Origin of the sequence: Alteromonas sp. 5E99-2, from assembly GCF_017368475.1 — a bacterium.
Classification (GTDB): domain Bacteria; phylum Pseudomonadota; class Gammaproteobacteria; order Enterobacterales; family Alteromonadaceae; genus Alteromonas_F.
In genome coordinates this window covers 162079-188431 of sequence record NZ_JAFNJE010000006.1, presented here as the reverse complement: position 1 = coordinate 188431, position 26353 = coordinate 162079, and the positions used below count along the sequence as shown (strand labels likewise).

Annotated in this window: 29 protein-coding genes; 17 read left to right on the top strand and 12 right to left on the bottom strand. The window is 39.7% G+C overall.

From position 1 onward, the window contains the following. Window positions 1–40: 40 nt before the first annotated feature. Window positions 41–1243, top strand: coding sequence for a bifunctional alpha/beta hydrolase/OsmC family protein (locus J3L16_RS08640; RefSeq protein WP_207612566.1), 1203 nt, complete (start codon window positions 41–43; stop codon window positions 1241–1243). Window positions 1244–1272: 29 nt separating this feature from the next. Here the strand turns inward: J3L16_RS08640 and J3L16_RS08635 are convergent, their stop codons facing one another. Next, entirely contained in the window at window positions 1273–1482 is a 210-nt protein-coding gene (locus J3L16_RS08635) for a hypothetical protein (RefSeq protein ID WP_207612565.1), read from the bottom strand. Window positions 1483–1669: 187 nt separating this feature from the next. Between J3L16_RS08635 and J3L16_RS08630 the strand changes: the two genes are divergently transcribed. From J3L16_RS08630 to J3L16_RS08595, 8 genes are all read left to right on the top strand, one after another. Then, window positions 1670–2341 carry a GDSL-type esterase/lipase family protein gene (locus tag J3L16_RS08630; RefSeq protein ID WP_207612564.1) on the top strand — a complete coding sequence of 224 codons (672 nt, stop codon included), beginning with the start codon at window positions 1670–1672 and terminating at the stop codon, window positions 2339–2341. 120 nt (window positions 2342–2461) lie between these two features. Beyond that, window positions 2462–2755, top strand: coding sequence for an ACT domain-containing protein (locus tag J3L16_RS08625; RefSeq protein ID WP_347564653.1), 294 nt, complete (start codon window positions 2462–2464; stop codon window positions 2753–2755). Between the two features lie 251 nt (window positions 2756–3006). Then, window positions 3007–3501 (top strand): GNAT family N-acetyltransferase, encoded by a 495-nt coding sequence (locus J3L16_RS08620; RefSeq protein WP_347564652.1) that lies wholly within the window; start codon window positions 3007–3009, stop codon window positions 3499–3501. Between the two features lie 48 nt (window positions 3502–3549). Then, window positions 3550–4044, top strand: coding sequence for an HAD family hydrolase (locus J3L16_RS08615; RefSeq protein ID WP_207612563.1), 495 nt, complete (start codon window positions 3550–3552; stop codon window positions 4042–4044). Between the two features lie 34 nt (window positions 4045–4078). Beyond that, window positions 4079–4558, top strand: coding sequence for an AAA family ATPase (locus J3L16_RS08610; protein WP_207612562.1), 480 nt, complete (start codon window positions 4079–4081; stop codon window positions 4556–4558). A gap of 74 nt (window positions 4559–4632) precedes the next feature. Continuing rightward, on the top strand, window positions 4633–4992 hold the full coding sequence (locus J3L16_RS08605) for an MmcQ/YjbR family DNA-binding protein (protein WP_207612561.1): 360 nt from the start codon (window positions 4633–4635) through the stop codon (window positions 4990–4992). Between the two features lie 248 nt (window positions 4993–5240). After that, window positions 5241–6323: a purine nucleoside permease gene (locus tag J3L16_RS08600; protein WP_207612560.1), complete on the top strand. Its 1083-nt coding sequence runs from the start codon at window positions 5241–5243 to the stop codon at window positions 6321–6323. Between the two features lie 48 nt (window positions 6324–6371). Then, complete coding sequence (locus J3L16_RS08595) at window positions 6372–7793, top strand: adenosine deaminase (RefSeq protein ID WP_207612559.1); 1422 nt, start codon at window positions 6372–6374, stop codon at window positions 7791–7793. 12 nt (window positions 7794–7805) lie between these two features. Here J3L16_RS08595 and J3L16_RS08590 read toward each other — a convergent pair whose 3' ends face one another. Together J3L16_RS08590 and J3L16_RS08585 are read right to left on the bottom strand one after the other, a co-directional pair. Then, window positions 7806–9452 (bottom strand): methyl-accepting chemotaxis protein, encoded by a 1647-nt coding sequence (locus tag J3L16_RS08590; protein ID WP_207612558.1) that lies wholly within the window; start codon window positions 9450–9452, stop codon window positions 7806–7808. A gap of 188 nt (window positions 9453–9640) precedes the next feature. Continuing rightward, window positions 9641–11413 (bottom strand): PDZ domain-containing protein, encoded by a 1773-nt coding sequence (locus J3L16_RS08585; protein WP_207612557.1) that lies wholly within the window; start codon window positions 11411–11413, stop codon window positions 9641–9643. 177 nt (window positions 11414–11590) lie between these two features. Here J3L16_RS08585 and J3L16_RS08580 point away from each other — a divergent pair, with 177 nt between their 5' ends. The 4 genes from J3L16_RS08580 (at window position 11591) to J3L16_RS08565 (ending at window position 15312) form a co-directional block, all read left to right on the top strand. Continuing rightward, on the top strand, window positions 11591–12661 hold the full coding sequence (locus tag J3L16_RS08580) for a histidine kinase (RefSeq protein WP_207612556.1): 1071 nt from the start codon (window positions 11591–11593) through the stop codon (window positions 12659–12661). A 3-nt stretch (window positions 12662–12664) separates the two neighbouring features. Beyond that, window positions 12665–13498, top strand: coding sequence for a LytTR family DNA-binding domain-containing protein (locus J3L16_RS08575; RefSeq protein WP_347564651.1), 834 nt, complete (start codon window positions 12665–12667; stop codon window positions 13496–13498). Window positions 13499–13597: 99 nt separating this feature from the next. Next, window positions 13598–14305 (top strand): AraC family transcriptional regulator, encoded by a 708-nt coding sequence (locus J3L16_RS08570; protein WP_207612555.1) that lies wholly within the window; start codon window positions 13598–13600, stop codon window positions 14303–14305. Between the two features lie 101 nt (window positions 14306–14406). Next, on the top strand, window positions 14407–15312 hold the full coding sequence (locus J3L16_RS08565; RefSeq protein ID WP_207612554.1) for an EamA family transporter: 906 nt from the start codon (window positions 14407–14409) through the stop codon (window positions 15310–15312). A gap of 34 nt (window positions 15313–15346) precedes the next feature. On the opposite strand, the gene J3L16_RS08560 is transcribed toward J3L16_RS08565, so the two are convergent. The 5 genes from J3L16_RS08560 to J3L16_RS08540 all read right to left on the bottom strand — a co-directional run bounded on the left by J3L16_RS08560 (window position 15347) and on the right by J3L16_RS08540 (window position 19363). After that, a complete protein-coding gene (locus J3L16_RS08560) occupies window positions 15347–16129 on the bottom strand; it encodes a putative DNA-binding domain-containing protein (protein WP_207612553.1) in 783 nt (260 codons plus the stop codon). After that, entirely contained in the window at window positions 16126–16986 is an 861-nt protein-coding gene (locus J3L16_RS08555; RefSeq protein WP_207612552.1) for a DUF692 family multinuclear iron-containing protein, read from the bottom strand. Before J3L16_RS08555 ends, J3L16_RS08560 begins: the two co-directional genes overlap by 4 nt. A 16-nt stretch (window positions 16987–17002) precedes the next feature. After that, the gene (locus J3L16_RS08550; protein WP_207612551.1) at window positions 17003–17305 is read right to left on the bottom strand and encodes a DUF2282 domain-containing protein; all 303 of its coding nucleotides are present in this window, start codon (window positions 17303–17305) and stop codon (window positions 17003–17005) included. Between the two features lie 105 nt (window positions 17306–17410). Continuing rightward, on the bottom strand, window positions 17411–17701 hold the full coding sequence (locus tag J3L16_RS08545; RefSeq protein ID WP_207612550.1) for a hypothetical protein: 291 nt from the start codon (window positions 17699–17701) through the stop codon (window positions 17411–17413). Window positions 17702–17710: 9 nt separating this feature from the next. After that, entirely contained in the window at window positions 17711–19363 is a 1653-nt protein-coding gene (locus J3L16_RS08540) for a tetratricopeptide repeat-containing response regulator (protein WP_207612549.1), read from the bottom strand. Window positions 19364–19474: 111 nt separating this feature from the next. Between J3L16_RS08540 and J3L16_RS08535 the strand changes: the two genes are divergently transcribed. From J3L16_RS08535 to J3L16_RS08520, 4 genes are all read left to right on the top strand, one after another. After that, on the top strand, window positions 19475–20002 hold the full coding sequence (locus J3L16_RS08535; protein ID WP_207612548.1) for a hypothetical protein: 528 nt from the start codon (window positions 19475–19477) through the stop codon (window positions 20000–20002). A 53-nt stretch (window positions 20003–20055) separates the two neighbouring features. Then, window positions 20056–21045: a rhodanese-related sulfurtransferase gene (locus J3L16_RS08530; RefSeq protein WP_207612547.1), complete on the top strand. Its 990-nt coding sequence runs from the start codon at window positions 20056–20058 to the stop codon at window positions 21043–21045. A gap of 56 nt (window positions 21046–21101) precedes the next feature. After that, on the top strand, window positions 21102–21344 hold the full coding sequence (locus J3L16_RS08525; protein ID WP_207612546.1) for an EF-hand domain-containing protein: 243 nt from the start codon (window positions 21102–21104) through the stop codon (window positions 21342–21344). A 267-nt stretch (window positions 21345–21611) separates the two neighbouring features. Continuing rightward, a complete protein-coding gene (locus J3L16_RS08520) occupies window positions 21612–22343 on the top strand; it encodes a TorF family putative porin (RefSeq protein WP_207612545.1) in 732 nt (243 codons plus the stop codon). Window positions 22344–22407: 64 nt separating this feature from the next. Here J3L16_RS08520 and J3L16_RS08515 read toward each other — a convergent pair whose 3' ends face one another. From J3L16_RS08515 to J3L16_RS08500, 4 genes are all read right to left on the bottom strand, one after another. Beyond that, window positions 22408–22740, bottom strand: a complete 333-nt coding sequence (locus tag J3L16_RS08515; RefSeq protein ID WP_207612544.1) for a hypothetical protein — start codon at window positions 22738–22740, stop codon at window positions 22408–22410. Window positions 22741–22872: 132 nt separating this feature from the next. Next, on the bottom strand, window positions 22873–23499 hold the full coding sequence (locus J3L16_RS08510) for a protein-methionine-sulfoxide reductase heme-binding subunit MsrQ (protein ID WP_207612543.1): 627 nt from the start codon (window positions 23497–23499) through the stop codon (window positions 22873–22875). Beyond that, window positions 23499–24518, bottom strand: coding sequence for a protein-methionine-sulfoxide reductase catalytic subunit MsrP (gene msrP, locus J3L16_RS08505; protein ID WP_207612542.1), 1020 nt, complete (start codon window positions 24516–24518; stop codon window positions 23499–23501). The genes J3L16_RS08510 and msrP overlap by 1 nt, the downstream gene beginning before the upstream one ends. A gap of 133 nt (window positions 24519–24651) precedes the next feature. Further along, window positions 24652–26007: an anti-phage deoxyguanosine triphosphatase gene (locus J3L16_RS08500; protein ID WP_207612541.1), complete on the bottom strand. Its 1356-nt coding sequence runs from the start codon at window positions 26005–26007 to the stop codon at window positions 24652–24654. Between the last annotated feature and the right edge of the window lie 346 nt (window positions 26008–26353).

The window sequence follows — 26353 nt, the reverse complement described above, 5'->3', positions numbered from 1 at the left end:
GTTAATGTGTGTTTAGCACATCTAGTGAACAGGGTTGGGTATGAAACAAAAAATAGAGTTTTGCAGTGGGGAAAGTACATTAAGTGGATTACTTGAAACACCAGATTCAGAGATTCGTTTTTATGCGCTATTTGCACATTGTTTTACCTGTGGGAAAGATGTGGCGGCAGCATCGCGCATAAGTCGAGCATTAACTGCCAAAGGTATTGCCGTTCTGCGTTTTGATTTTACTGGGCTTGGTAATAGCGATGGTGATTTTGCCAACACGAATTTTTCATCTAATGTTCAAGACTTACTTGCTGCGGCAGAGTTTTTACGCAGTGAATATGCTGCGCCTAAATTGCTTATTGGACACAGTTTGGGAGGTGCAGCGGTATTGAGCGTAGCGCAAAGCATACCGGAATCCTCAGCGGTAGTGACTATTGGCGCACCATCTGGCGCAGCTCATGTCGCTCATAACTTTTCAGCAGACATAGATAACATCAACGAAAATGGTGAAGCTCAAGTAACGTTAGCGGGTAGAAAGTTCACTATTCAAAAGCAATTTCTAGACGATATTGGCCAGTATGAAACCTTAAATATTGGCAAATTGAATAAAGCGTTATTGGTGATGCATTCGCCAATAGACAGTATTGTGAATATTGCTCAAGCGGAAAAAATTTACGTATCGGCAAAACATCCTAAAAGTTTTGTGAGTTTAGATAACGCCGATCATTTGCTTACTGACAAATTTGACTCTGAATATGCTGCTGATGTTATTAGCGCTTGGGTCGGGCGATATGTTGATAGCGACGCTGATGCTTACCAAGCAAAGGTGACTCAAGGTCATGTGCTTGTAGAAGAAAAAGACCACAAATTTACTCAGCATGTGAGTACCGCGAGTCATTACTGGTTAGCAGACGAGCCATTAAAAGTCGGGGGCAAAAACACAGGGCCTGATCCTTATGAACACCTTTTAGGTGGCTTAGGCGCATGCACATCAATGACATTAAGAATGTACGCAGATCGCAAAAAGTTGCCTATTAGTCATATTAAAGTTGAGCTGTCTCACACTCGAAATTATCAAGACGATTGCGATAATTGTGAACAGCAAAACGGAATGGAAGCCATTGTGCGTACAATAAGCTATGAAGGGCAGTTAAGTGCTGAACAAGAAACGCGATTTTTGGAAATAGCAGATAAATGCCCAGTACACAAAACCTTGCATAATAATGTTGCAGTGGTCAGCAAATTAGCCAAGTAACATAAATAATGATGATAAATTTCGCTAATTTAAGTTAATCGCCATGATGCGATAACGGCTATTAGCAAACTAGATGCTGCCAGTGCTGATGAACCAACAATCCAATTCACAGACTTTTTGGGTGAGGTAAAAACGACTATGGTTACCAGTATCGTTGTTGAAACACCGCCTAAAAATGCGCTAACAAAAGAAAGCTGTTCTGCGACAGACAGAATGAAATTCGGATTGATTTCTTCCATAATAGTAGACTTACAGTGTTGTTGGTGAAGGTTGAATAACCTGTAGAGTACCTACTTTTGTTCTTTTAGCCTATAAATTACCGCTAAAGCATTGAAAAATGAAACGTAGAATGGGGCTATTCGTTTTTAAAAGTAAAATTAGAGAGGAAATAACAGGTGTCTATTTTACGACCGAGTGATAAGAACAATGAAAAACCATTCACCTGTGACTCGTAGAAATAGTCAGCCGCGAAGTGAGCTTTGGTGGCAGCAGCGTTTTGATGCGCATTGCGTGAAACATCAGCAACCATTGCCAAAAGAAAAGCAGCCCCAAATCGTATTTTTGGGCGATTCCATTATTCATCGATGGGAAGACGAAGGTATAGACGCGTGGATGACATATTTTGCAACAAAGCACTGCGTTAACTTAGGTTATGGTGGTGATTGCACCGAGCACATGTTGTGGCGGTTAAAAAATGGTGAGCTTGGGAATTTACACCCTCAATGGTTTTGTGTACTTGCTGGAACGAACAATGCGGGCCACTTTGATGACTCACCACAGAGCATTGCCAGTGGTGTTCAATCTATTGTTGAACAGTTAAAAGTCCTCAGGCCCAGCGCCAGAATTGTGTTAAATGCTATTTTTCCTAGAAGCAAAGCGCCCAATCAGCGATTAAGAATACGGGTTGAACAAACCAATCTTTTATTAAAAGCGCTGTGCGATGAAAAGCAGGTTTTTTGGTTGAACATGTCAGCGCAGTTTTTAACAAAAGATGGCGTGCTTGAAGCTAATGTTATGTCTGATTTTTTGCATCCCAATAGTCCTCAGTATGTTAAGTGGGGAGAACAGATTGAAAGGTTAATTAATGACAATGATTAATGCAATGAGGTAATCTTTGGTGTGCATTAACCGTGTTAAACAACAGTATTATTAAAGGACAGGATCATGGTTGGAGAAACTGATTTAGACAAATTACTCAATACTATGTCTCCGTAACTTATCTCAGGCGACTATGTGTTTTGCTGTGTGCAAAGTGGCTCCAATCTCGATGTGAGTTCGCTGTCGCTATTAGCGACCTTTAATGAAGTGGAAAGGCTTACCTTGATATTGCGAAAAGAAACCGCAGTCGCGAATAATTTAACGTTCGAGTCAGTATTCAAAGGGATTACATTAACAGTCCATTCAAGTCTTGACGTAGTGGGGTTAACGGCTGCTGTGGCATCTAAATTAGCCTCCAAAGGCATTAGCGCAAATGTCATCGCGGCCTATTATCACGACCATATTTTTGTATAAAAAGAAAAAGCAGCGTTGGCACTAGAAGCGTTAAATGAGTTTGCTATCGAGAAAAGGTAGATAACTGACGTGTTGTATATATTCGGAGGATTACCTGGAACAAGAAAGTGTCACATCAAGAGAATATCAGCCTTGGCCTTCTTGTAATGTTATTGTGGACACAGCTGGAAAAACGGTTGAACACAGTGTACAAGAACTTTTAATAGAGTTAGAAGTAGCCACTTCCATTGCGAATTTAAAAAGGGAAAAAAGTGAAACCGACAATTAAGCGTTTAGATCAAAATGATACTTCAGGCTTGTACGAAATATATTGCTATACAGAAGTTACTCAGAATTCTTCACAGCTTCCGTTTTTAGATACAAATAAACTTTCAAAGTTGTTTACAAGTGAAAACACCTACACGTTAATAGCTGAATGGGACGGCATGACTGTTGGCCATATTACCTTTATTTTAGAGACGAAACCCAGAATTAAGCACTGTGCAGGTATCGCAATAGCGGTTCATCCTAAGTTTCATGGAAAAGGAGTGGGTAAAGCCTTAATGGAGGAAGCAATTAATCAGGCGGACAATTGGTTGAACTTGGTGCGATTAGAATTAGAGGTTCATGCCGATAACGATATTGCTATCGGGTTATATGAAAAGTTAGGCTTTAACCTTGAAGGCCGAAAAAAATTAAGTACGTTTAAAGCGGGACGTTACATAGATACCTTGATTATGGCTAGAATACATCCAAACTATGGCTAAAATGAAATAGTTTGGTATTGATGCCAAATAACTATGAGTAACGGTTGAATGAATTCCACAACAAAAAGTCGCAAAACTATTGAAGTCTATCTTTTCGATTGGGGAGATACGCTCATGGTCGACTTTCCTGGCATGAAAGGGAAAATGTATCAATGGGGCAAGGTTGAAGCAGTTGCTGGGGCCAAGCAAACACTGGAACAACTATCAGCACATGCTCACATTTTTATTGCGACAGGAGCCGCAGACTCATCTCCTTCAGATATTCAACAGGCGTTTGAGCGGGTCGGCTTAGCTCGATATATTTCAGGTTACTTCTGTAAACAAAATGTGGGATTTTCCAAAGGTCACGCCATGTTTTTGCCGACTATTATAGATACACTAAAGGTGTCTTCTGACTCTGTTGCCATGGTAGGAGACAACCTAGAAAAAGACATTAAGCCAGCAATTGCAGCCGGTATTCAAGGTTTTTGGTTTAACGTGAATAAATCAATTGATACACCAAGTCAGGCTCAAGTCATCACACAACTAAGTGACTTAGTTTAAGCGTTTTAACATTCATCGAAATGGGAGTTTAAGTTTGTCAAAAATAGTTATTTTTGGAAATTCAGGTTCGGGTAAATCAACCTTGGCAAAGACGTTGGCGGCGAGTCAGAACCTAGCTCATCTCGATTTAGATACTATTGCGTGGAAGCCCGTTTCCCCGCCAGTCAGAATGCCAATTGAAGAATCCAATGACCAGCTTTGCGACTTTATAGGCCATCATAAAGATTGGGTTATTGAAGGGTGTTATGCTGATTTACTCAGTCTTGTTTTGCCTTATGCAGATGAAATGTTTTTTCTCAATCTACCTGTCTCGGCTTGCATAGAAAATGCTAAAAATCGACCTTGGGAGCCCCATAAATACGAAAGTGAAGCAGCCCAAAATGACAATTTAGCTATGCTCATCGACTGGATAGCACTTTACCCTTCTAGAACCGATACCTTTTCTCAACAGGCCCATGAAAATTTGTATACGCAATTCGACGGTAAAAAGACCATGTTCACAACGAATGTGTGAATAAGCTTGGCGAGTTTGACACAAAGAACAGTCATGGTGTTTCTAAATAACGATTGGGCTGCGGCATTACTATTATGACATACCAAGAATTTAATGAATTTTGTGCTTCGTTACCCGCAACGACCTTTGTAGAGCAATGGCGCGGGGCTAAAGTGTGGAAGGTTGGGGGAAAAGTGTTTGCTGTGGGAGGCTGGGAAAAGTGTGAAGAACCCGCGTTCACGTTTAAAGTGTCGGAATTGCACTTTCACCTTTTACAAGATGAAGACGGATATAGACCGGCTCCTTATTTAGCGTCAAGAGGAATGAAGTGGATACAAAAATACCGCTATTTGGACGATGACGATGGGCTAATTTACTATTTACAGGAATCTCATCGTATTGTGTCATTGGGGCTGACAAAAAAGTTACAAAAGGAATTAGGGTTGAACCAATGAACAACTCAGTTCCCGTTAAGTGTCACTAAAGCTTTTCATTAAGTGTTTTCACTGAATATATTCACTAAAAGAGTGCAATAAACCACACTATATTTAAAAATCACTTCTCTTAATATCCATATGTTTATGTATAACTTCCTTTTAGATTGAAGGAGTTAGACAATAAATTGTTTATTATTTTACCTAAGGCATGAAAATTGCTGACCGATCAGTCAACTTTTTAATAGCCACTTTGGAAATCTCCTCTCATGTTCCGTTTAAAAAATACTAAAAAAGCACTGTTTGCTTTCTCGTGCCTTTTTGCGCTTTCTAGCCAAAATGCACAATCCGCCGATATTGAAACTATCCCTGTTAAAACCGTCGTTGTTACCATGTATGAAGATGGAGAAGCCAGAGGCGATAACGCTGGTGAACTTCAGCTTTGGTTAGAGCGCGGCGATTTCTCTACCCAGCTCGATTTCCCTCTAGGTGAATATGATTTATACATGAATGACGATGGTGTTTTAGTTATTTGTGTGGGTGGTGGTATTCCTAATGCGACGTCTTCTATTATGGCTTTGGGTTTGGATCCCCGTTTTGATCTCACGAAATCGTACTGGCTTATAGCGGGTATCGCCGGTGGCGATCCTGAAGATATTTCATTGGGTAGTGCGGCGTGGGCTAAACACATAGTTGATGGTGATCTTATTTACCAAATAGATTCACGAGAAATACCGGAATCATGGCCTTACGGTACTATTCCTCTTGGAGCAAAAGCGCCTGCTGAAAAACCAGAAGATATCTCTACAGGTTGGACCTTAAACACAGTGTCGTTTGAATTAAATGGTCAGTTGGCAGATTGGGCCTATGGGCAAACAAAAGACGTAAAACTGAATGATTCGGAAGAAATAAAAGCTTTTAGAGAGTTGTATAAAACTTACCCAAATGCGCAAAAAGCGCCTTTTGTTACTATGGGTGATACCTTAAGTGCTAGCACATACTGGCACGGCAATTACCTAAACCAGTGGGCTAATGATTGGTTAAAGCTATACGGTGATGAGTCGGCAAACTTCATGACTAGTAACATGGAAGATTCAGGTACCTTAACGTCGCTTATGCGCCTTTCTAGAGTTGGAAAAGTCGACCCGAAGCGGGTAATGGTGTTAAGAACCGTCAGTAATTTCACAACGGCACCTAGAGACAAGGCAACAAGTTGGAGCGTAACCGCACCTTATCCCGATGGTGGGTTTCCTGCTAAAGACGCAGCTTATGTAGTAGGGAACACCATAGTAGAAAACATTGTTAAACACTGGGCTAGCTATGAAAATACGCTGCCTTATGACATTAAATAATCCTATTTCTAATTAGTAGTAAAAGCGCCGAGCTTTGGAGTAAGAATAATGAAACAGGTTTATTTGCTAGGGTTACTTTTGGTAAATCTCGTGTTTGGTGTCAACGCAAACACAATGGAAGATGTATTTTCTGCATTTAAGCAAGAGGCATCTGCAGATGATCTGTACACCTTTTTATACTCTGTTCCCAAAGGCGGCGACTTACATAACCACTCGACAGGCTCTAACCTGTCTGAGTGGTGGTATGACGAAATTCTAAACCAAGAAAAAAATGGCTATATCTATTACACCAAAGTCAAAATTAATAACTGCAAAGCCTATGGCTCAAATGAATTTGGGCTTTCTCCTTATTTACTGCTGTTTGTCAATATTCAGGCATTTGAATACAACAAACTTAACCCTTGTGAAAAATCTGAATACCTACGTATTCAAGACCTTAACGAAGTACAAAAACAGGCTTGGCTAAATAGCATACGTATTGATAAAGAAAGTGAAGGCCGTGATGAGTTTTTTCAAACTCATTGGGCAAGACTAAATTCATTGATGGCTAACCCTTATATGCAAGCCAATTTGATTGTAAAAAACATGCAAGCGTTTGCAGCAGAAGGGCTAAGGTATTTAGAAACCGATGCCGGTGTCAAAGGGTTCGTACACCCTGATGGAAGTCCCTTTGATAGCGAAGAAGTCTATCAACTGTATGTAGAACGATTTAACCAACAAGATGCGTTGAGCACTGGCGTAACGGTCCGTTTACAGTACGCCATGGTTCGCTTTACCGAGGACGCGGAAGAAACCCTTGAATGGATTTATAACTTTGTGGCAACACATTCAGATTTGTATGTAGGGCTTGATATGGTGGGGCGGGAAGACAACAATAAAGGCCATCCGTTACGTTTTCTAAATGGGTTAAGAGCACTTAGGCATAAACACCATGGCGTGCATTTATCTATTCACGCAGGGGAATCTGATGAACCCAACCAGCATATACGAAACACCTTATTACTCGGTGCTACCCGCATTGGTCATGGTATTAATTTAATTGATGATCCCGATACCTTATTGCTCATGCGATACAACCGTTACCTGATTGAAGTTAATCTTATCAGTAACTTATTACTGGAGTACGTAGACAATTATGCCCAGCACCCTTTTCCAGAATATTTGCGTTTAGGAATACCTGTCGCACTGTCTACCGATGACAGAGGTATGTGGGACTCAAACATGACCGATGAATATTACACCGCCGTTACCCAGTTTAATTTATCTTGGTCTGAGTTAGTGGAAGTCGGCGCTAACTCGTTAAAGCATTCTTTTTTGAATGATAAACAAAAACAGCAATTATTAGACGATTACTTCCAACGTGTTGCAGCGTTTGAACGGGCTTTTATTGACAAGAAAATGGCTGCACTGACTCACGTTAAGCCAGTACATTATTCATTTGCGTGTAAGCAGTTTAACATTTGCAATTAAACGATCTGCTATTTACAACTTAAAGAACCCTACATCGCTGTTGAGTTTTTCAGCCAGTGCATTCAACGAAATTAACGCGGACTTACTATTGTCTAAAGACTGTAACGATTCTTTAGACATGCCATCTAATTCAGTAACCACACTGGTTATTTCATTAATGCGTTTCGCTTGATTTTGCGCCGATTCAGCATTCGTACCGGCATTAGACAATAAATGAGCTGCATGTTGTTCTATTTCTTGTAATAAATTCATTGCCTTTAATGTGCGCTCTTTTCCTTCTTCAACATGAGGCAAAGTGTCTTGCATAGATATAACCGCATTGGCCGTTTCGCTTTGTACTTTTTCAACGGTGCTTGCAATCTCTGCTGTTGCTTCACTGGTTCTTAATGCGAGCTGGCGAACTTCATCGGCAACCACAGCAAAGCCACGGCCCGATTCTCCTGCTCTGGCAGCTTCAATTGCAGCGTTAAGGGCGAGTAGATTGGTTTGGTCCGACACACCGTGTATCACATTGGTAATACCACCAATTTGGTTAGCTAGCTCTTCTAAGTGACTTATTTTTTCAACAGTTTTGCTGACTTCAGTTGTCACTTTTTCCATAGTTTTAGCACTTTCATTTATGGCCTCAAGTCCATTGTTGGCACGTTCAACCATACCTTGTGCATTTTCTTTATTTTCAGTCGCTTTTTCAGAAACTTGGGCAACGCTATCTTGCATTTGAACCAAGTTTTCTGTTGTTTTAGACGTAAGAACTTGCTGACGTTGGGCTGACTCAAATATTTGCTCTGAGCCAGAAGCAACGGTATTGGTTTGTTTGTGTAAGTCGTCAGAGGCTTTCATTATGTTGGTAACGATACCTTTTAGCCTGTCTTGCATTCGCGCCATGGACGACAGCATACTCTTGCTATGAGATGGCGTAATTGGCTGAGTTAAATTCCCTTCAGATATTGTATTTAGCGACACGGCTGCTTCGCGAGGCTCACCGCCTAAGGAGTAGTAAATGCTGCTTTGAATGCCATAACCAATAGCTAAACCTATGGCCACAGCAATTGCACTGACTATAAGCATGATGGTTTGAAAGTTTTCAGCGTGGCTTCTCGCTATGTCAGTTGCAACTTGGTTTTGACTTTCTTGGTAGTCAATAAACTCATTAATGGCCGATAGCCATTTAACAAAAGCCATTCGGCCTTCATCTAGAATAATGTCTCTAAGCTCATCTCTTTGTTGCATTTTTTGCATATCAAATATTTTTTGAACTACTGCGAGTGCTTTTGTTTCTGCGCTTTCAATTTTATCTAAAATAGCGTTTTCTTCTGAGTTAAAAGGAACACCGTCAGATTTCATATTTTTCAGATTCTGTTCAGATTCTTCATAGAATGCAGCTAGGTTTTTCATTTCATTTGAGAAAACCTTTAACTCAACGTCGTTACGACTTTGGATTACATCTCTTATTGTTACCGCTCGATCGTGCACACTGCCGCGGTAGTTAATTGCTTGTCGTTGTTTTAATGCGTTGTTGTCTGTGATTTCAGTTAACGCATTATTTATGTAGTGAACCTTAAACATACCAATAACTGTCAGAATAACGATCATAAGAATGACAGTACTAAAACCAACGGTAAGCCTTTGTTTTACTGTTGATTGATTTATAAATTGCATAGTGTTTTTCCGGTGTTAGAAGGAACTTAAAAAGTAAAGCCTTCAAAAGTAAGGTGTTTAAGTTTGCGTTTACTGCAAGCAGAGAGTTTTAGGCTAGTAAGTGTAGGAAAGGAATTGTGATATTTCTAATTTATCGATTTAAAAACTACTTTCTATGTTAAGAAAGTAGTTTTTAAAGATATACGTGATTAAGCTTCTAACCCCAGCCATTGCAGGTATTTTGGTTTCTCTTTAATACTCACAACGGCAACCTTTTGTTGTGCATTTTGAACAGGTAATTCCAATGAAATTAAGCGACCTTGCCGAGCAACAGTAAGGGCGATTGAGCTGTGGTCTTGTTGACTTTGTATTAACCTCATAAATAAAGGTTCAGTGACTAACCAATCATTTGCTGCAATTATCTTATCGCCAATCAACAGATTTGCTTTTTCTGCCGCACTGCCTTGTTGAAGTTGAGTCACTTTTAAACCTTGCGGCGTTTGCGACAAGGTTGCGCCAAAGTCATTACTTATTGGATTGTCACACGGGGTACCGCCTTTGTCAGAAGAATGAGTACGACCTCTAAATTCAAGGTTTAGGCCTATTTCGTTTAACAACGAAGTTAAATCCACATCAGTTACGCCATTAGCTACATCAGATAAATACTCGTCTACGTTAACACCTAGGGCGTTACAAGCCGTGTGAATTGCATTGTCAGGCGTACCCACTTCATTTTTACCAAAGGTGTTCCACAAATACTGCATGACATGGTCTAACGAAACCCGGTTATTCGATTTAGAGCGAAGTAATATATCTAAGCCCATGGCAATAATGCCGCCTTTCACATAGTAACTGACAATGTGGTTATTGGAATTAGCGTCTTGCTGGTAAAAGCGCGTCCAGGCATCAAAGCTCGACTCCATAGGCGTTTGCTTGGCTCTTCCCGGCGTATGGTAAAGGCGGGTTAAATGACGACCTAAAATAGTTAAATAGTGTTCAGGCGACATTTTGCCTGTGCGAGCCACGGTTAAATCATCGTAAAAGCTGGTGATGCCTTCGTAAATCCAGAGTTGTTCTGTATACACTTCTTTTGATAAATCAGGGGCTAACATCACCTCTGGACGCAGGCGTTTAACATGCCAAGTATGGAAAAACTCATGGCTACACAGACTTAAATAATCGATATACGCATCCGACGCTGGGCCTGGTTCGTTTATTAACGGCAAGTCAAACCTTGGGTACATAAGTACGGTAGAATCTCTGTGCTCTAAACCGCCATATCCGGTATCGGCAAGTAAGCTAATAAACAAGTAGTAATCTATGGGGGAGGGGGCACCAAACAACGACAAATGATGTTCGCAAATTGGGGCTAAATCCTCAGTAATACGATTGATATCAATGGGCTGGGTACCCGACAGCAAAAAGTCGAACGTTACGCCTTTTACTTCAAATTGTTTAACGGTGGCGACTCCCCAATAAATTGGATGGTCGATAAGCTCGTAATAGCTATTGCATATGAAAGAGTTGGCGCTATCGGGTGAGGGTGAAGACGGCATAGCTGTGTATGCCTGCCATGAGCTTGGTGCTGAACAGGTATTAATGAATACATTGCGCTTTACGTCCGGCGTATTTTCAATATCAATAAACACGCTAGTACCATTCATAAATGCATAGTCGTCATTTATGAATGCGCCTCGTACAGAAAAATCGTTTGCAATTACCGTATAAGATATTTCACAGGCTTCATTGTTGCTGTGTATTTCCCATGATTGCTTGTCTTTTTTCGACCAATTAACTGCTTCGCCTTTAGTGTTTAATACTGAAAATTCACCGATGTTTCGTGCAAAATCACGAATTTTGTAACTTCCGGGTATCCACGCAGGTAAGGATGCGGAAATGACATCGCCTACAGCAGGAACAGAAACGGTAATTTTTAGGGTTTGTTGGGAAAGAGATAATAGCGAAACGTGATAAGAAATCATTAATGAGCTTATTGGGAATAATGAGTGGGAACATCATATTCATTATTTAAACCAAAGAAAAGTGCCAATAGAGAAGATTTAGAATGCGACAAATTGGTGGCTGGCAACGCTAAAGTATTTAAAACTAATTGAAAATTAGAGGTATAATTACTGTGTGAAAAACTGATTGAGTTAATTGTGATCCGCTGGGAAAAAATTTTTGAAAGTAATGAGCGACTGTTTTGGATCTTGCACACCGCGGGGTGGGTTGGGTTCGCTATGGTTTATTATATAGGTTCTTTTATTCATGACGTAAGACCTATTTTCTTTTTTATTGTTCTGCTAAATGCTCATGCAGGTTGGTTACTGACCGTACCTTTGCGTTACGTCTTTCACTGGGCAAGAAAGCAAAGTATTCCCAAAATGTTGCTAACCATTGTTGTGTCTATTTACATTGCAGCGGTGATTTGGTCCATTATAAAAAATATTACGATTTGGGAGATTTATAAGCACGGCTTTGAACCTGAAAATATTTACTTATATTTAAGAGGTTCGGTTAACTCTTCAATTATGATTGGTTGCTGGAGCGGTTTATATTTCGGTATAAATAACTTTAAAATGCTGCAAAAAGAAAAGCAAAATGCGCTTAAAGCCTCAACTATGGCACACCAAGCGCATTTGAAAATGTTGCGGTATCAATTGAATCCTCATTTCTTGTTTAATACGTTAAACGCTATTTCTACGTTAATACTAATGAAAGAAAATAAAACTGCTGAAAAAATGGTCACTCGACTCAGTGAGTTTTTACGCTATTCTTTAGACAATGATCCAATAAACAAAGTTGAGTTGGGACAGGAAATTAAAGCTTTACGCTTGTATTTAGAGATTGAAAAAGTACGCTTTGATGACAGGTTAATTATTGATTTTGAAGTGTGTAATCAATGTGAAAATGCCTTAGTGCCTAGCATGTTGCTTCAGCCTATTATCGAAAATAGTATTAAACACGCAATATCTGAAATGCCAAATGGAGGCAAAATTGCTATTTCTGCAACTGTGTTCGGAGAGGATTTGTTGTTAGATGTCGCTGACAATGGTCCAGGTGCTGATATTGTAAATGGTCAGTTAGGGCGTGAAAATGGCGTAGGATTGGCGAACATAAAAGACCGCTTGAAAACCTTGTACAATAAAAATTTCGCATTTACGATTGAACACAACCAGCCTCAAGGCGTCAGAGTAAGAATTAGAATTCCGTACGAAGTTAAGGATTAAGTAGTGGTGAAAGTAGAAAACCAGATTTCTGTCGTGATTGCCGACGACGAACCCTTGGCAAGACGGGGTCTTAAGTACCGTTTACAAGAACATAAAGACATTAATATTGTTGAAGAGTGCAGTACTGGAAAGGAAGCATTAGAAGCCATTTTAGCTAATCGACCAGACGTTGTTTTTTTAGATATACAAATGCCTGAACTAACCGGCTTACAAGTGGTTGAGCAACTCAATAAATCACTTACAACCTTGCCCATTGTTTTGTTTATCACGGCGTATGATGATTTCGCTTTGAAGGCGTTTGATATTCACGCATTAGACTATTTATTGAAGCCTGCTGATGATGAGCGTATTGCCGAAGCCTTGGTACGAGTGCGAAACGCTTTGAAACAGCAATTACAATCGGAACATTCAAATAAATTGTTGCGTGCAGTGGCTGAATTAACTGGGCAAAACCCTAGAGATGTCGCACAGCGTTTGGCCAATAATGAGCCCGTTATCCAAGATGCATACCCTGAAGTGCTGGCGATAAAAGATGGCTCTGAGGTTACACGAGTCAACGTATCTGACATTCTTTGGATTGATGCGGCAGGTGACTATATGTGCGTGCATGGAAAATCAGGCATGCATATTATGCGCAAAACAATGAAAGAGTTAGAGCAAGAGCTAAATCCGAAGTTGTTTATTCGTGTTCATCGCTCGGCCATTGTAAATATTAATTTTGTTAAGAAAATGGTGAGCCATGTGAGCGGCGAATATCACCTTATTTTACAAAATGACACTGAATTGAAAGTCTCTCGCTCTCATCGAGACAAGGTGAAACAAGCGATGAATAGCTAAAATGTAACTGCGCTAATAAACGCCACTATTTAATTTTATTAGCACAGTTGTGTTCAAAGTAACTTTTAGTGAATAAAGTTAGGATGAAACTCATTCATTATGCAAAATTCGCTGTCTATTCGTTCTTATAGTACGAAGCCCACCCGTCATTCTCATAACTTTAATCAATTAGTGTTACCTTTGCGTGGCGCTATTAATATTCATGTGGGCAACTATAATGGCAAAGTTGCACTAGGTGAATGTGTTGTTGTGAAAACTAAAGAAGAGCATTTGTTTACGGCAGATCCTGAGGCTAGGTTCGTTGTCGCTGATATGCAAAAACTACCATTAAATATAGCGTCTTCACAGAATATCGTGTTTGGGATCAATAATTCTCTTATTCGCTATTTGAGCTTTGTTGAAAACCAGTTAGAGCATCAAATTAATGGGGCTTTAGAGCTTGCGATGTTCGACACTTTTTTCCTACTGCTTTCAGAGCAACCTTTATCACCGAAATTAGATAAAAGACTTGGTGCTGCGATATCTTATATAGATCAAAATATTGACGAACCGCTTCAAATTAAGACACTAGCTGAGGTTGCGTTTTTAAGTGAAACGCAGTTTAAAAAACTATTTAAGCAACAAACAAATGCAACAGTAATGGGGTATGTAACTAAGCGCCGTATGGAAAAAGCGCAAGCTTTACTTACGCACACTGATTACTCTTTGCAGATTATTGGTGAAAAGGTAGGTTACAAGGAGTTATCCGCATTTAGCCGAAAATTTTCTCAGTATTTTGGTTTGTCACCGAATAAATTCAGAAAATAAGGTAAGTCGTTTTTGTTAATAAAACCGTCTGAATCGTCAAAAAAATATTCCATCAACCACATACAATTCCACTATTAAAGCTATAGAAGTAAGGTTAACTTGTGGCGTATCAGTTCGGCTCTTTTAAAGGTGTTTTTGCTATTGTGTTGGCCAGTTTGCTGTGGGGAACCACAGGTGCTGCTTCAAGTTTCTCTGTGGACGTCAGTCCATTAGCCATTGGTGCTTTCTCAATGGGAAACGCAGGTGTATTGCTTGTTTTTACCGCTCGAAAACAGTTATTTATAGACAGTCAGAGCTTATTCTATCAGCTAAAATTCGTACTTCTAGGGGCTATATCAATAGCGATTTACCCATTGGCATTTTATTCTTCCATGAGCTTGTCAGGTGTGGCAATTGGTACTGTTGTATCCATAGCGACAGCGCCATTTTTTACAGCGCTTTTAGAGCGTATTGTCAGTAAAAAGCACATATCGGCTCAATGGATTGTCAGTTTTGTAATTGGAATGATAGGTATTGTTTTCCTTGTGTTAGGCAAGGAACAAAATAGTGAGGTAATAATCAATGCATTTTGGCAAAACCTTGGGGTTGCCTTAGGTGTTCTCGCAGGCTTAAGTTACGCACTGTACTCTTGGGTAGCAAGAGACTTAATTGAAAAGGGCATACATTCACAATCGGCAATGTCAGCCATGTTTGGCTGTGCAGCTTTACTGCTGCTGCCGTCTTTATGGTTTACCGGTGGAAATTTATTTTCAAACTTCACGAATACTTTCGTATCTTTGTATATGGCTATTATTCCAATGTATTTAGGTTACGTGTTGTTTGCTTTCGGTTTAAAGTGGGTAGATGCGAGCAAAGCGACGTTAATCACTCTTATTGAACCTTTGGTTGCGGCCATACTGGCAGTGTTGGTTATTGGTGAATCTTTTATCCCAGTGGGCTGGTTCGGTATGGCTTTAGTCTTTCTATGCTTATTGATTCAAACCTGGCCGTTTAAAACACGAGTGTAAATTAATTGGAAAGGGGAGATGAAATCGAGCTTAGCTAAATGGTTGTGGATCCAATGATAACATCCTTGCTAATAGCATCTCCGAGCCACGCAGTGAAATCCATATTCATGTCGTTTGCAGTTTCGAAAAGTGACGTAATGGAATGGCCTTTGTTGACCATGTCGAACAGTATAAATTCTTGCCGAGACAACGGGCTTATACTTGCGCGAAATTCTGACCTGTCGACGCCTGAAGGGCTCAACGCTGATCGGCTCACCTGAATAAAGTAGCTACTTGGTGTGATTAATTGCTGTTGAATTTCAGCAATATTTCCCTCGTTTAAGTGAGCGTGTTTATACACCTTGTCTGCAGGAAATGAAAAGGTGCCTAACTGAGTTGCTTTAGAAACGGTAAAAATGGTTTTGTCTGGATTAGCCTGACCTAGGCTGTTCAGCAAATCTACCTTGATTATCGGGTCGATTGCTTTTTGATTGATAAAGAGCATTTCATCGAGCTTTGCACATTCAGCCACATAGTTAAGGCCCGTTGTATTTTGCAAACGAAGAAAGTCAGATACAACAGTGACGAAAGTGTTGGGAATACTCCATTCTTCCCAGTTATAACTTTTTTTTGGTATTGATTGGCAAGCAAATCGACAAAGTAGTCTGAAATTAGCATCACCTAATAAAATTTTAACCGTTGGAAAGCTAATAGAAAGTGCATTGTGTGCGCCTTCTATCCAGTTGTTTTTGTATATTTGCATGCCCACTGAATCAGCTTTGCTTTGATTGAAAATCGCACTGACGAATTGAGATTGATAGTCTGTTTCTGTGCTCATGTTATATCTTGCTGTATCGCTTTTGCTTTCATCGCTAACGCGGTTAAATCTGCCCACGGGGGTAAATTTTGATCCCACTCTATCAATGTGGGATTAATACCAAATTCATTTAACACCTGTGAGTAAAGCGACCAGCATGGTTCAGAAACAGGTCTCGCGTGATCATCTATCATGAGTTCTGTTGAACCGACCGATGTGGTACCGGCTAAATGATATTCCCCAATCATATCTGTAGAAAGGTATCGCAAATCATTCATTATTTTTTCAAGCACGGTGTTCGTTACTTCAACAGAGCGACCATTCATGACTTGAGTGTTGTGCTCATTAACAAGTAAATTATTAAGATCTAATAGCAGTTTGCAGCCCGTTTTTTGACTTAGTTTGGCAAGAAACTCAAACTCGTCGAAATGTTGATTTTGGTTTGGAATATAACTTGATAAGTTTTCTAGTAGCAGCGTTCTGCCTAGTGTATTTTGCACTAAATCGACGTGGCGACATAAAATGTCTAGCGACGCTTGATTGAATCGCAATGGCAGTAAATCACCGGTGTGTAATTGTTTACCATGAACTTCTGCGCGATTAAAACAAGCATGATCAGAAAATAAAAAGGGTTTCATTGTGTCGCAGAGATCTGCGATGCGGCTCACTATTTCTGGTTCAGGAGGGCTCACAGAACCCAAGCCTAAAGACGTTGCATGGATAGAAAGGTCATAGTACTGCCTAGCTTGGCTTAGCAAATGGCGAGGAGCACCGCCATCGGATAAGAAATTTTCAGCATGAACTTCAACAAAGTCGATTGGAGCGACATTATTTATTGCATCAAAATAGTGTTCATGCCTTAAGCCAACACCGACCATTAATCACAAGCCTTGATTAGGATTTTTCGGCCATTGCCATTTTTGTGACTTTTTCTTTTGCTGCGGTTCTATCAAAACCACCTAAGTCTTCACATAAACCTGCAGTCACTAAGCGCCACTCACCAGGATCGTTATCTGTTGTTGAAAGTCCCGCGCAGCTATGCGTACCTTGGATGTTAGCACAGGCATTTTGACCCGCTAGTGATACACCATAGCATTTCTCTTTGCGAACCTTCTCACCTTCAGCAGAAGCCGGTGCACTTGTACCTAGAGATACTGCAGCAGTGAGAGCAGCTGATAAAGCAATTGCATTTTTCATATCGTTTCCTAGTGTTGACGAAAGTTAATTCTAGACTACTAAACCTGACCGTTTCGTCTTTGTATAACTTTCAAATTGTTCCAAAAATTTTATTTGTAAAATAAGTTAATCTTGCTTTACCGCGGGAGCAGTTTGAGGTTCGCCAATAGGCTTTTGCTCACCTTTACAAATTGTGTCGTAATCATCTCTATAATAGCGCAGGTTCTCACACTCAGCTTTAAAACGAGACTTTGCTACACCGGCCTGTTGTAAGTTTTTCGAATTTGATGCAGCTTGTAATCGTTTACACTCAAGTTCTTGGCGCTTGACTTCAAGCACATCCTCACAAGGTGATTTTGAAGAGCAGCCCACTATCAATGCCAATAAAGCTGGGGCGATGCCATATTTGAATTTCATTCTTAATTCCTAATTTATGAGGGGTAAAAGCTCTTCACACAATGTATCAAATTTTTGCAAATGTTGCCCAGTAAGAGGCATCCCATCAACTATGCGAAATACTTTGCGACATTCACGGGCGTATAGAGGATCTACCTTTTTCTTTTCACTTTGCTGCATTATTTTTAATAAACACTGCAATAAATTCAAGGCGACACCGGTATTGACTGGCGCAATATCCTGGGCTTGTTCAAAGATACTTTTGGCTTTAACGAATTTACCTTCTTGATACAGTTTGATCCCTTTGCGATTAAGTTCAGCATAGGACCCTTGCTTATCTTTTACTTCTTTTTTTGCTTGTTCAATAGCAAAGGCACTATTTGGGTCTAGTTCTGTTGCTTCTTTTTCCAACCGATCTTGTAATAAAAGGGCTTCCTCATATTCACCTATTTTTAGCAGTGTGTGAATACTGTCTGGTGCATAAAATGCTGGAAATTCACTAAATCGAGAATCGATATCCAATTGTGATTGAGATAACATTCGTTTTGCTTCTATTAGCTTTCCATCAATGACATTGATACGTGCATTGATCAAATTTTCATATAGCTCTATGTCAAAATCGTCATTTATTCTCGCCAAAGTGTCATCAAATTTGCTCCGTTGCATGGCAAGCAATGCTTCTTGTTGATATTTATTCTTAAATTTCTTTTCTGTTGCTTGTTCTGCGGCTTCTAGCAAACTGCGAATATATCCACACCAATGCCGAGACGATTGGTGTACAGAGCGTTTAGATTGTTCCCAAATTGACAAACACGTTTGCGTGACAAGTTCATAGTCACCGTACTCTCTTGCTATACGAGATGCGGTAAATTGGCGCTCTAGATTGTAAGGCGAAATTTTTAGTGCATCTTGAATCGTTAAAATAGCACTTTCTGGTTGATCTAGTGCGGATTGAGCGTCTGCGAGTAAATCATAGGCTTCGACACAAAATTTATTTTTTTTAATTAAAATGGAAGCCGAATTAATGGTCTCATTATACTGTTTGAGTGCTAGTTGTGTTTTTGCTCGGGCGACTTGCGCCCATAATGCAGACCGTAAACCTGGCTCTTTCGTGAATAATGCCATTGCGGAATCATAATCTTGGGTTCGCCAATAAAGCTCAATCAGAATTTGAAGGCATTGGTTCTTATAATTTGAGTTTGTATTTATTAAATCAATGGTTATATCGATGGCTTGTTGCACTTGCCCTTTGTTTGCGGCAACGAAAATGGGGGCTAGGAATTGACGCTTATTCCAAGCACGGACTAAACGCGCTTTTAATTGGGCTTGGGAAAAAGGTTTCACTAAATAGTCATCGGGGCGTCGTTCTACCGAACCCATAACCATAGGGCGAGCACTATCAGCACTGATAATCATATAAATAGACTGAGGCTTTAGCCATTTTTTTATACGTAACTCTTCTATTAGCTCAAACCCATTTTTGCGGCCGCTGCCAAGGTGTAGATCTGAAATAATGATATCGAATACATTTTTTCTACAAAGGTTTGTTGCCTTTTCTGCGTTTGCGCATGAGATAACGTCTTTGGCCCCCAAACTTTGTAGCAAGCCACGCAACAACATTAGAAAGGGGCGTTGGTCTTCAATTATCAGTATATTTTTATTTGTAAAAGTAAACGCCGTCATTAGAGCTCGTCATCGCTTGTCTTTGTTAATCTTGGTAGAAAATACGCTATTTCTCAAGTTTCCTGTGCTTTATGTCGATAAAAGAGTGTAATTAAAAAATAAAGAATAAATATGTTGTCCACAGACGTAAAGTCCACAAACGTAAACACAGTAAAAGGAAACAGTGCGCTAGATTACATTGCATTTGAGTGGAGCAGTGCTCTGGCTGATAGTGCAGGTGATTCAAAGTTATTCAATCTGTATTTAGCAATGCATGAATCACTTTGTAAAGTTGCCCCTAAAATCCGTGAAAACGGCCATGATGAAAAATCATTAGAAGATAAGTTAAATGCGTTAAATCACTATCGCCGTGCTAGATTTTCATATTCTTCTGAAGCGGAACAGAATTCATTAATTCAAAGTAACTTGAGAAGCGAAGGAGAGCAAACTGCAGCCTGGTTACAAGAATGTTTACACCCCTTACCACTTCACTATAAAGACGATGCCAATCATATTGAACAAAGCATTAAAACAAATTGTGCTTTGTCTACGCAATGGGGACTGGCTGAAGAGGTTGATGAGGATGCAATACATTTGCCTTTAGATACAGACGCAACACTACTTGTAGATGTTGTTGAAGCTTCCCAAGCTATGCTATAGTCCGCGCGAATTTTTGCTCTGGTTTTACGTTCCAATTCGCAAAGGATACTACAATGGAAAAAACAATCGTTTGTGCGATGTACAAATTTGTCGCACTTGAAAACTTTGAATCTATGCGCGCGCCTCTTCATGATGTCATGCGTGAAAATCAAATAAAAGGTACCTTACTGCTAGCTAATGAAGGTATTAATGGTACGGTTTCTGGCCCCCGTAAAGGGATTGATAACTTATTAGCTTGGCTGAATTCAGACGAGCGTATCAATCCAATATCATTTAAAGAATCACTGCACGACGAACAACCTTTTTACCGCACAAAAGTGAAGCTGAAAAAAGAAATCGTAACTATGGGAGTTGAAGGTATAGATCCTCGGCGAACTGTAGGCTCTTATGTGAAGCCTAGTGAGTGGAATGCCTTGATCAGTGACCCTGAGGTTACCGTTATTGACACACGCAACGGCTATGAAATTGACATAGGTACGTTTGAAAATGCTACGAATCCAAATACCGATAGTTTCAGAGAATTCCCTGATTACGTAAAAAACAATATGGATCCTGCGAAACAAAAAAAAGTTGCTATGTTTTGTACAGGGGGAATACGTTGTGAAAAATCCACTGCGTATTTGAAAGAGCAGGGGTTTGAAGAAGTGTACCATTTGGAAGGTGGCATACTTAAGTATTTAGAAGATGTGCCAAAAGAAGAAAGCATGTGGAAAGGGGATTGCTTCGTTTTTGATAACCGTGTTGCAGTAAACCACGACCTTGAAAAAAGTAAATATGATCAATGTTATGCTTGTCGCTTACCCATCACTCAAGAAGACAAAAAATCAGCTCAATATGAGGCTGGGGTTAGTTGTCCACATTGCTTTGGAACACATACTGAAGAACAAATTTCGCGCTTTAGGGAAAGAGAAAAACAAGTTCAGTTGGCGAGTCAGCGAAATGAGCATCACGTTGGAACCGAAGCTCACGACTTAACGGTGAAACGACGTACGGAAAAAGCGCAAGCACAAAGAGCTAGAGCCCTAAGCGCTAAACAGGGATAGACAGAACTAATACGTGCAGGTACACTTATTACTTTGAATTGCCAAGGAATTTACCTATGGATACACAATTATCAGCTGAAAAAATCAGTGAAATTCGAAAAGAATTTGCGTTTTTCGATAGAGATGGCAATGGTCAAATTGAACTATCGGAGTTCGTTGAACTTCTTACATGCCTTTCACCAAAAACGAAGGTGAGTGTTGTTGAGGAAGGGTTTAAGTTAATTGATGAAAACGACGACGGTTTTATCGACTTTGACGAATTCCTGACCTGGTGGCAAGAAGGTTGGTGGGAATATTAAGAGGCGAAAGCCTCTTTTTTGTAAATGGTATTTTAATTGAGTTTACACTTCATTCACAATGTTGCTATTTTGTTGCAAAATAGCAATTTTTTATTCTAAAAATTAGCATAATTATTATTTATGTGAGAATATTTAAAAATAAAGTTATTTATTTTTATCAAAATTAGGATGAATAGTTTAAGAATCATCCTTTTATTTAATATTTAGAAATAACAACAAGAAGTAATAGTTTTTACACTTATCACACATCAACGGAGAGAGTATAAGATGAAAGCATCACAAGGTATTTTTAAGTTTGCAGCGCTTTCTGCAAGTGTACTTGCATGTTTTTCAGCACAAGCTGAATGGAGTGCAAATGCATCTGTAACAAATAACTATATTTGGCGTGGTCTTACTCAGACTACTAATGAACCAGCTGTTCAAGGTGGTATTGACTACACAAGTGAATCTGGTTTTTATGCAGGTACTTGGGCATCAAATGTTCAGTATGCGGCAGACGATGTATTCTCATATGAGCATGACATTTACTTTGGTTATGCAGGCGAAACGGATACTTTTACTTACGACATCGGTTACCTTTACTACAACTACGATTCAGAAGCTGAGTTTGATTTCGGTGAAATCTATGGTTCTATCGGTTTCAACAATTTCACTTTCACAGCTTATTTACTAGCTAACACTGAAGCCGATGAAGGTTTCTCTCCAAGTGGTGACGAGCAAAACTTTGATTTCGCGAGCGCATTCTATTTCTCTGCTGACTACGCATACGAAATTAAAGAAGGTCTAGAGCTTGGTTTACACATTGGTTTCCAAGATGGTGACTTCAGTGAAGCCTTTAACGGTGTTGAAAATGGTTACTTTGATTACAGCGTAAGCCTTGCTAAAGATGGCTTTAGCTTCACTGTAACTACGACTGATCTTGAAGATGCTGGTCCAGACGGTCTAGACAATGACGAAGTTAAATTTGTTGTTGGTTACGCAGTAGATTTCGCGCTTTAATCGCTAAGAAAATAATCTATTCAAAAAAGAAGAGCACATGTGCTCTTCTTTTTTTGTCTGAATTTTACCAAGGTCCTTGTACTACCTTTGCATTAGCGCCTTTTACAACAGATATGCTGAACAAGCTCACATTGTGCTTATGGCACAAACCTTCAATAAAAAGTTTATCTGATTTTTTTAGCTTCAAATTTTCTACGTAAATAGAACTGCATTGTCCGCTCACTACAATTTTTTCTATCCACTTAGGAATGTTTTCAGAGCATGGCTTTTGAATGCGTATGCCGTAATCAACTTCTTTATTAAACGCCAGAGAATCCGCTAACAAATAAGACCAGCTTTTTTGCTTTAAAGCTGAATGGTTTTTATGAGTAATAGGAAGTGTGAGAACATTTTGCATAATCATAAACCTTGTTAATTTATACAGTGTATGGGCATACAGTAATACTGTATGCCCATACATGCAAGTGTTTTTTTTGAACAAATTGCTCAAATAATGATTATGTGTATTTTATCTTTATGTTTTTATTGATTATTTAAACTTGAATAAACGCTTTATTTTCATGCTTCTTGTCGTCATGACAACAAATGCTACCAGCCAGTAGTAAAGCGATGTTTGTAATAAGGTCTTTTCTGACCAACTAAAATGCAATAACGCTAAAAACAAGGTCAAATAAACGTAATTGTGTAGGCTTTGCCAATGCTTACCCATTTTTCGTTTGATACGATCGAATGAGGTTAGACTTAATGCAAGTAGCAAAATGAATGTAATTAAACCTACGGTAATATAAGGTCTTCTTATTATTTCACTAATAAGAAGGCCAATATTCATTTGTAAATCAAACACGGTAAATATGGCTAGGTGATATAAGGCCGCAAAAAACGCATACACGCCAAATAGCCGTCTAAATTTCATTAAGTCAGCGCAAGGTAGACGCTGAGCTAGCGGAGAGATCACAAGGGTAATAAGCAATAATATAACCGCTGTTAAGCCTGAATTGTGAATAAGCGTTTTTACCGGGTCAGCACCCAGCGCATCGTTTAGCCCAAAATAAAACAGCCCTCCCAAATACCCCAATACAATTAAATGTATTAGGGTTTTAGCAGTAACACGTACGTTATTTGATATGCGTAAGGGCTTTGATAACAGTCTTTTCATTAAAAGTTTTGTTTTAAATTCAAATTGGAATACATAGACGCAACTTCTGAATAACCATTAAAAAGCTGAGTTTCAGTTCTGTTTCTTGCGAGTAAGCCACCTGTAGTGATGCGACGTTCACTGGCTTGGCTCCATCGAGGATGAGATACAGTCGGGTTAACGTTAGCGTAAAAGCCATATTCATGGGGAGCAAGTATATTCCAGGTCGTTGGTGGCTTTTTGTCAGTTAATCGAATACGGACTATGGATTTGGCGCTCTTAAAACCATATTTCCATGGCACCACAAGTCTCACAGGTGCGCCATTCTGATTCGGTAATGCACTGCCATACAAACCCACTGCCATTAACGTTAGCGGGTGCATGGCTTCATCCATACGCAAGCCTTCCACATAGGGATATTGAATACCGCCGCCAGCGAACCGGCTTTTAACACCACGCATTTCATCAGCATTGGCATAGGTTTCAAATGCGACATATTTAGCGCTCGAAAGCGGTTGCACCAATTTTATTAGTCGAGCTAGTTCAAAGCCAACCCAAGGTACAACCATAGACCAAGCTTCTACACAGCGAAGTCGGTATATACGCTCTTCTAAAGGGAATTTATTGTGCAAGTCGTCATAGCTAATAGTGGTGGGTTTTTCGCATAAACCGTCTATTTTTAGCGTCCACGGGTTTGTAGTCATTTCATGGGCATAGGCGGCAGGTGCACTTTTGTCTGTGCCAAATTCATAGAAGTTGTTGTAAGACACCACTTTTTCATAGGGGGTAAGCACTTGTGACTTATCTTTACTTTTTTTGTATTCAAGGGGCAGGTAAGAACTTGGCTTTTTTGTTTCTTCTTCACTTGAGCCGAACAAATCGAACAGCTGAGCATTGGCTTGTCCCGAGGAAGCAAGTAACGACGAGGCTCCCAAAAAACCCATAGACTTTAATAGTTTACGTCTACCGTTAAACACGTTTTGGTCTGTGACGTCTGCTTCTGTTAATTTTACGCTTGGTGTGAACCGCTTATTGCTCATGTATCCAATCCATTATTATTATATTACTACTCTAAAGATAGACCGTGTTTTACTACAATGGGTTGCAGGTAGGATACAAATGTTATAATTACGGCCAAATATAGACAAAAGTGGGCCTAATATGGTCTAGTTTTTATAGCGATAAGGTATCGTGAGTTCCGCCTCGTTTAGGAATAAACATATTTGAATAGAGTCGGGATGCAAATTCGTCAGTCATACCTGAAATGTAATCTGCAATCACTCTGTATTCGTTGCCATCTTCTTTTGCTGCTAGCCAACGTTTAGCTGTGTTAGTGGGTAATAGTCGCTCTGGATCAGAAGAAAAAGCTTCAAACAGTTCCATTACAACCTGTTGTCCTTTGTATTCTAATATTTGAATTTCAGGTTTGAGAATAACATGTTGATACACAAACAATTTGAAGATATCCAAAGCCTTTTTATGGGCTGGCGGGAATGCCACGTTAAAATCGAGAAGAGGGTGCTCAAAGGTATTTAACGTGCTGAGTTCGATAGAGGTAATAAAACAATTAACCAACGCGCCTATAGTGTTTTTGCGAATGTGGTGTTCACTGCTAAACAGTTTTTGCTGAATTACATTTATTTCTTTTGAAAGCCAAGGTACGTCAAGCTTAATAATAGGCTGAACTATGCTATCGACAAATTGAGTTTGGTCTATCATTCCCATGGCAATGGCATCTTCTAAATCGTGAATACCATAGGCAATGTCATCGGCCAGTTCCATAATCGAGCAGTCTAGAGATTTATATTGAGTTTTACTGTGCTTGTCCGAAAATTGATTAAAGGTGCTAAAAATGTCTTTATCTTGCTGTGAAAATGGCGCCATCATCCATTCGTAATGGCCTTGGTCACAACGGAATAAACCTTTAGCCGGAACCCAATTTTTCGCAATAACCGTTCTGTGAGTGGAGGTAACAGCAGCGGGTTGTTCAGCTGAAAGCGTATCGAGAAAATTGGGGTATTTAACAAGCCCTAACAAACTTCGTCTTGATAAGTTCATACCATGGCTTTGAGTATAAGGTTCTAGCTTAGTGACAATACGAAATGTTTGTCCATTTCCCTCAAAACCATCGTGATCTCGCATCATATAGTTCAGTGCAACTTCACCGCCATGACCAAAAGGAGGGTGGCCGATATCGTGAGCTAAACACAAGGTTTCAATGAGCATACCATCAAGGCCAACATAGGCCGCTTCTTGAGGATATTTACCTTGTAACTGTGAAGTAATGCCACTGCCTATTTGCGCAGCTTCTAAGGAATGAGTAAGACGAGTGCGATAAAAGTCGCTTAACCCAACACCAAGAACTTGGGTTTTTGCTTGTAAACGACGAAAAGCAGCGGAATGTAATACTCTTGCTTTGTCCCGCTGAAAAGGCGTTCTGTGATCGCCATCTTGGCTATCTGAACGAGGCAAGTAGCGTTCGTGCCAAGGGGATATTTGCCATTCAATGTTTGGCGAAAACGAAGTCATTGCTCTACTCAAAAATAAACAAACCCTAGTTTATCTTGTTTTCCCGCTATAAACCAATGGTTACTTGTACTCAGCGGGCCCTGCTGTGGCCTTTGGAGAGTACACTTTATTGGATAACTTATCTTTGGTATTCTGAAGACTATTCATAAATCACCTACCTTTTTTTTGTCAGCCCCTTCTTTATCTATAAGAATAGATTTACTCCCTTTTACTTCCTGTATTTTGAATGAGCCATTATCTCCAATATATGTATTATGCCCTTATTTTTTATGTTATTTAAAGGTCTAGATGGAATGGTGTTGTTGGGGGCAGGGCAACGAGACTATAGAGGTTTATCCAAAAGCTT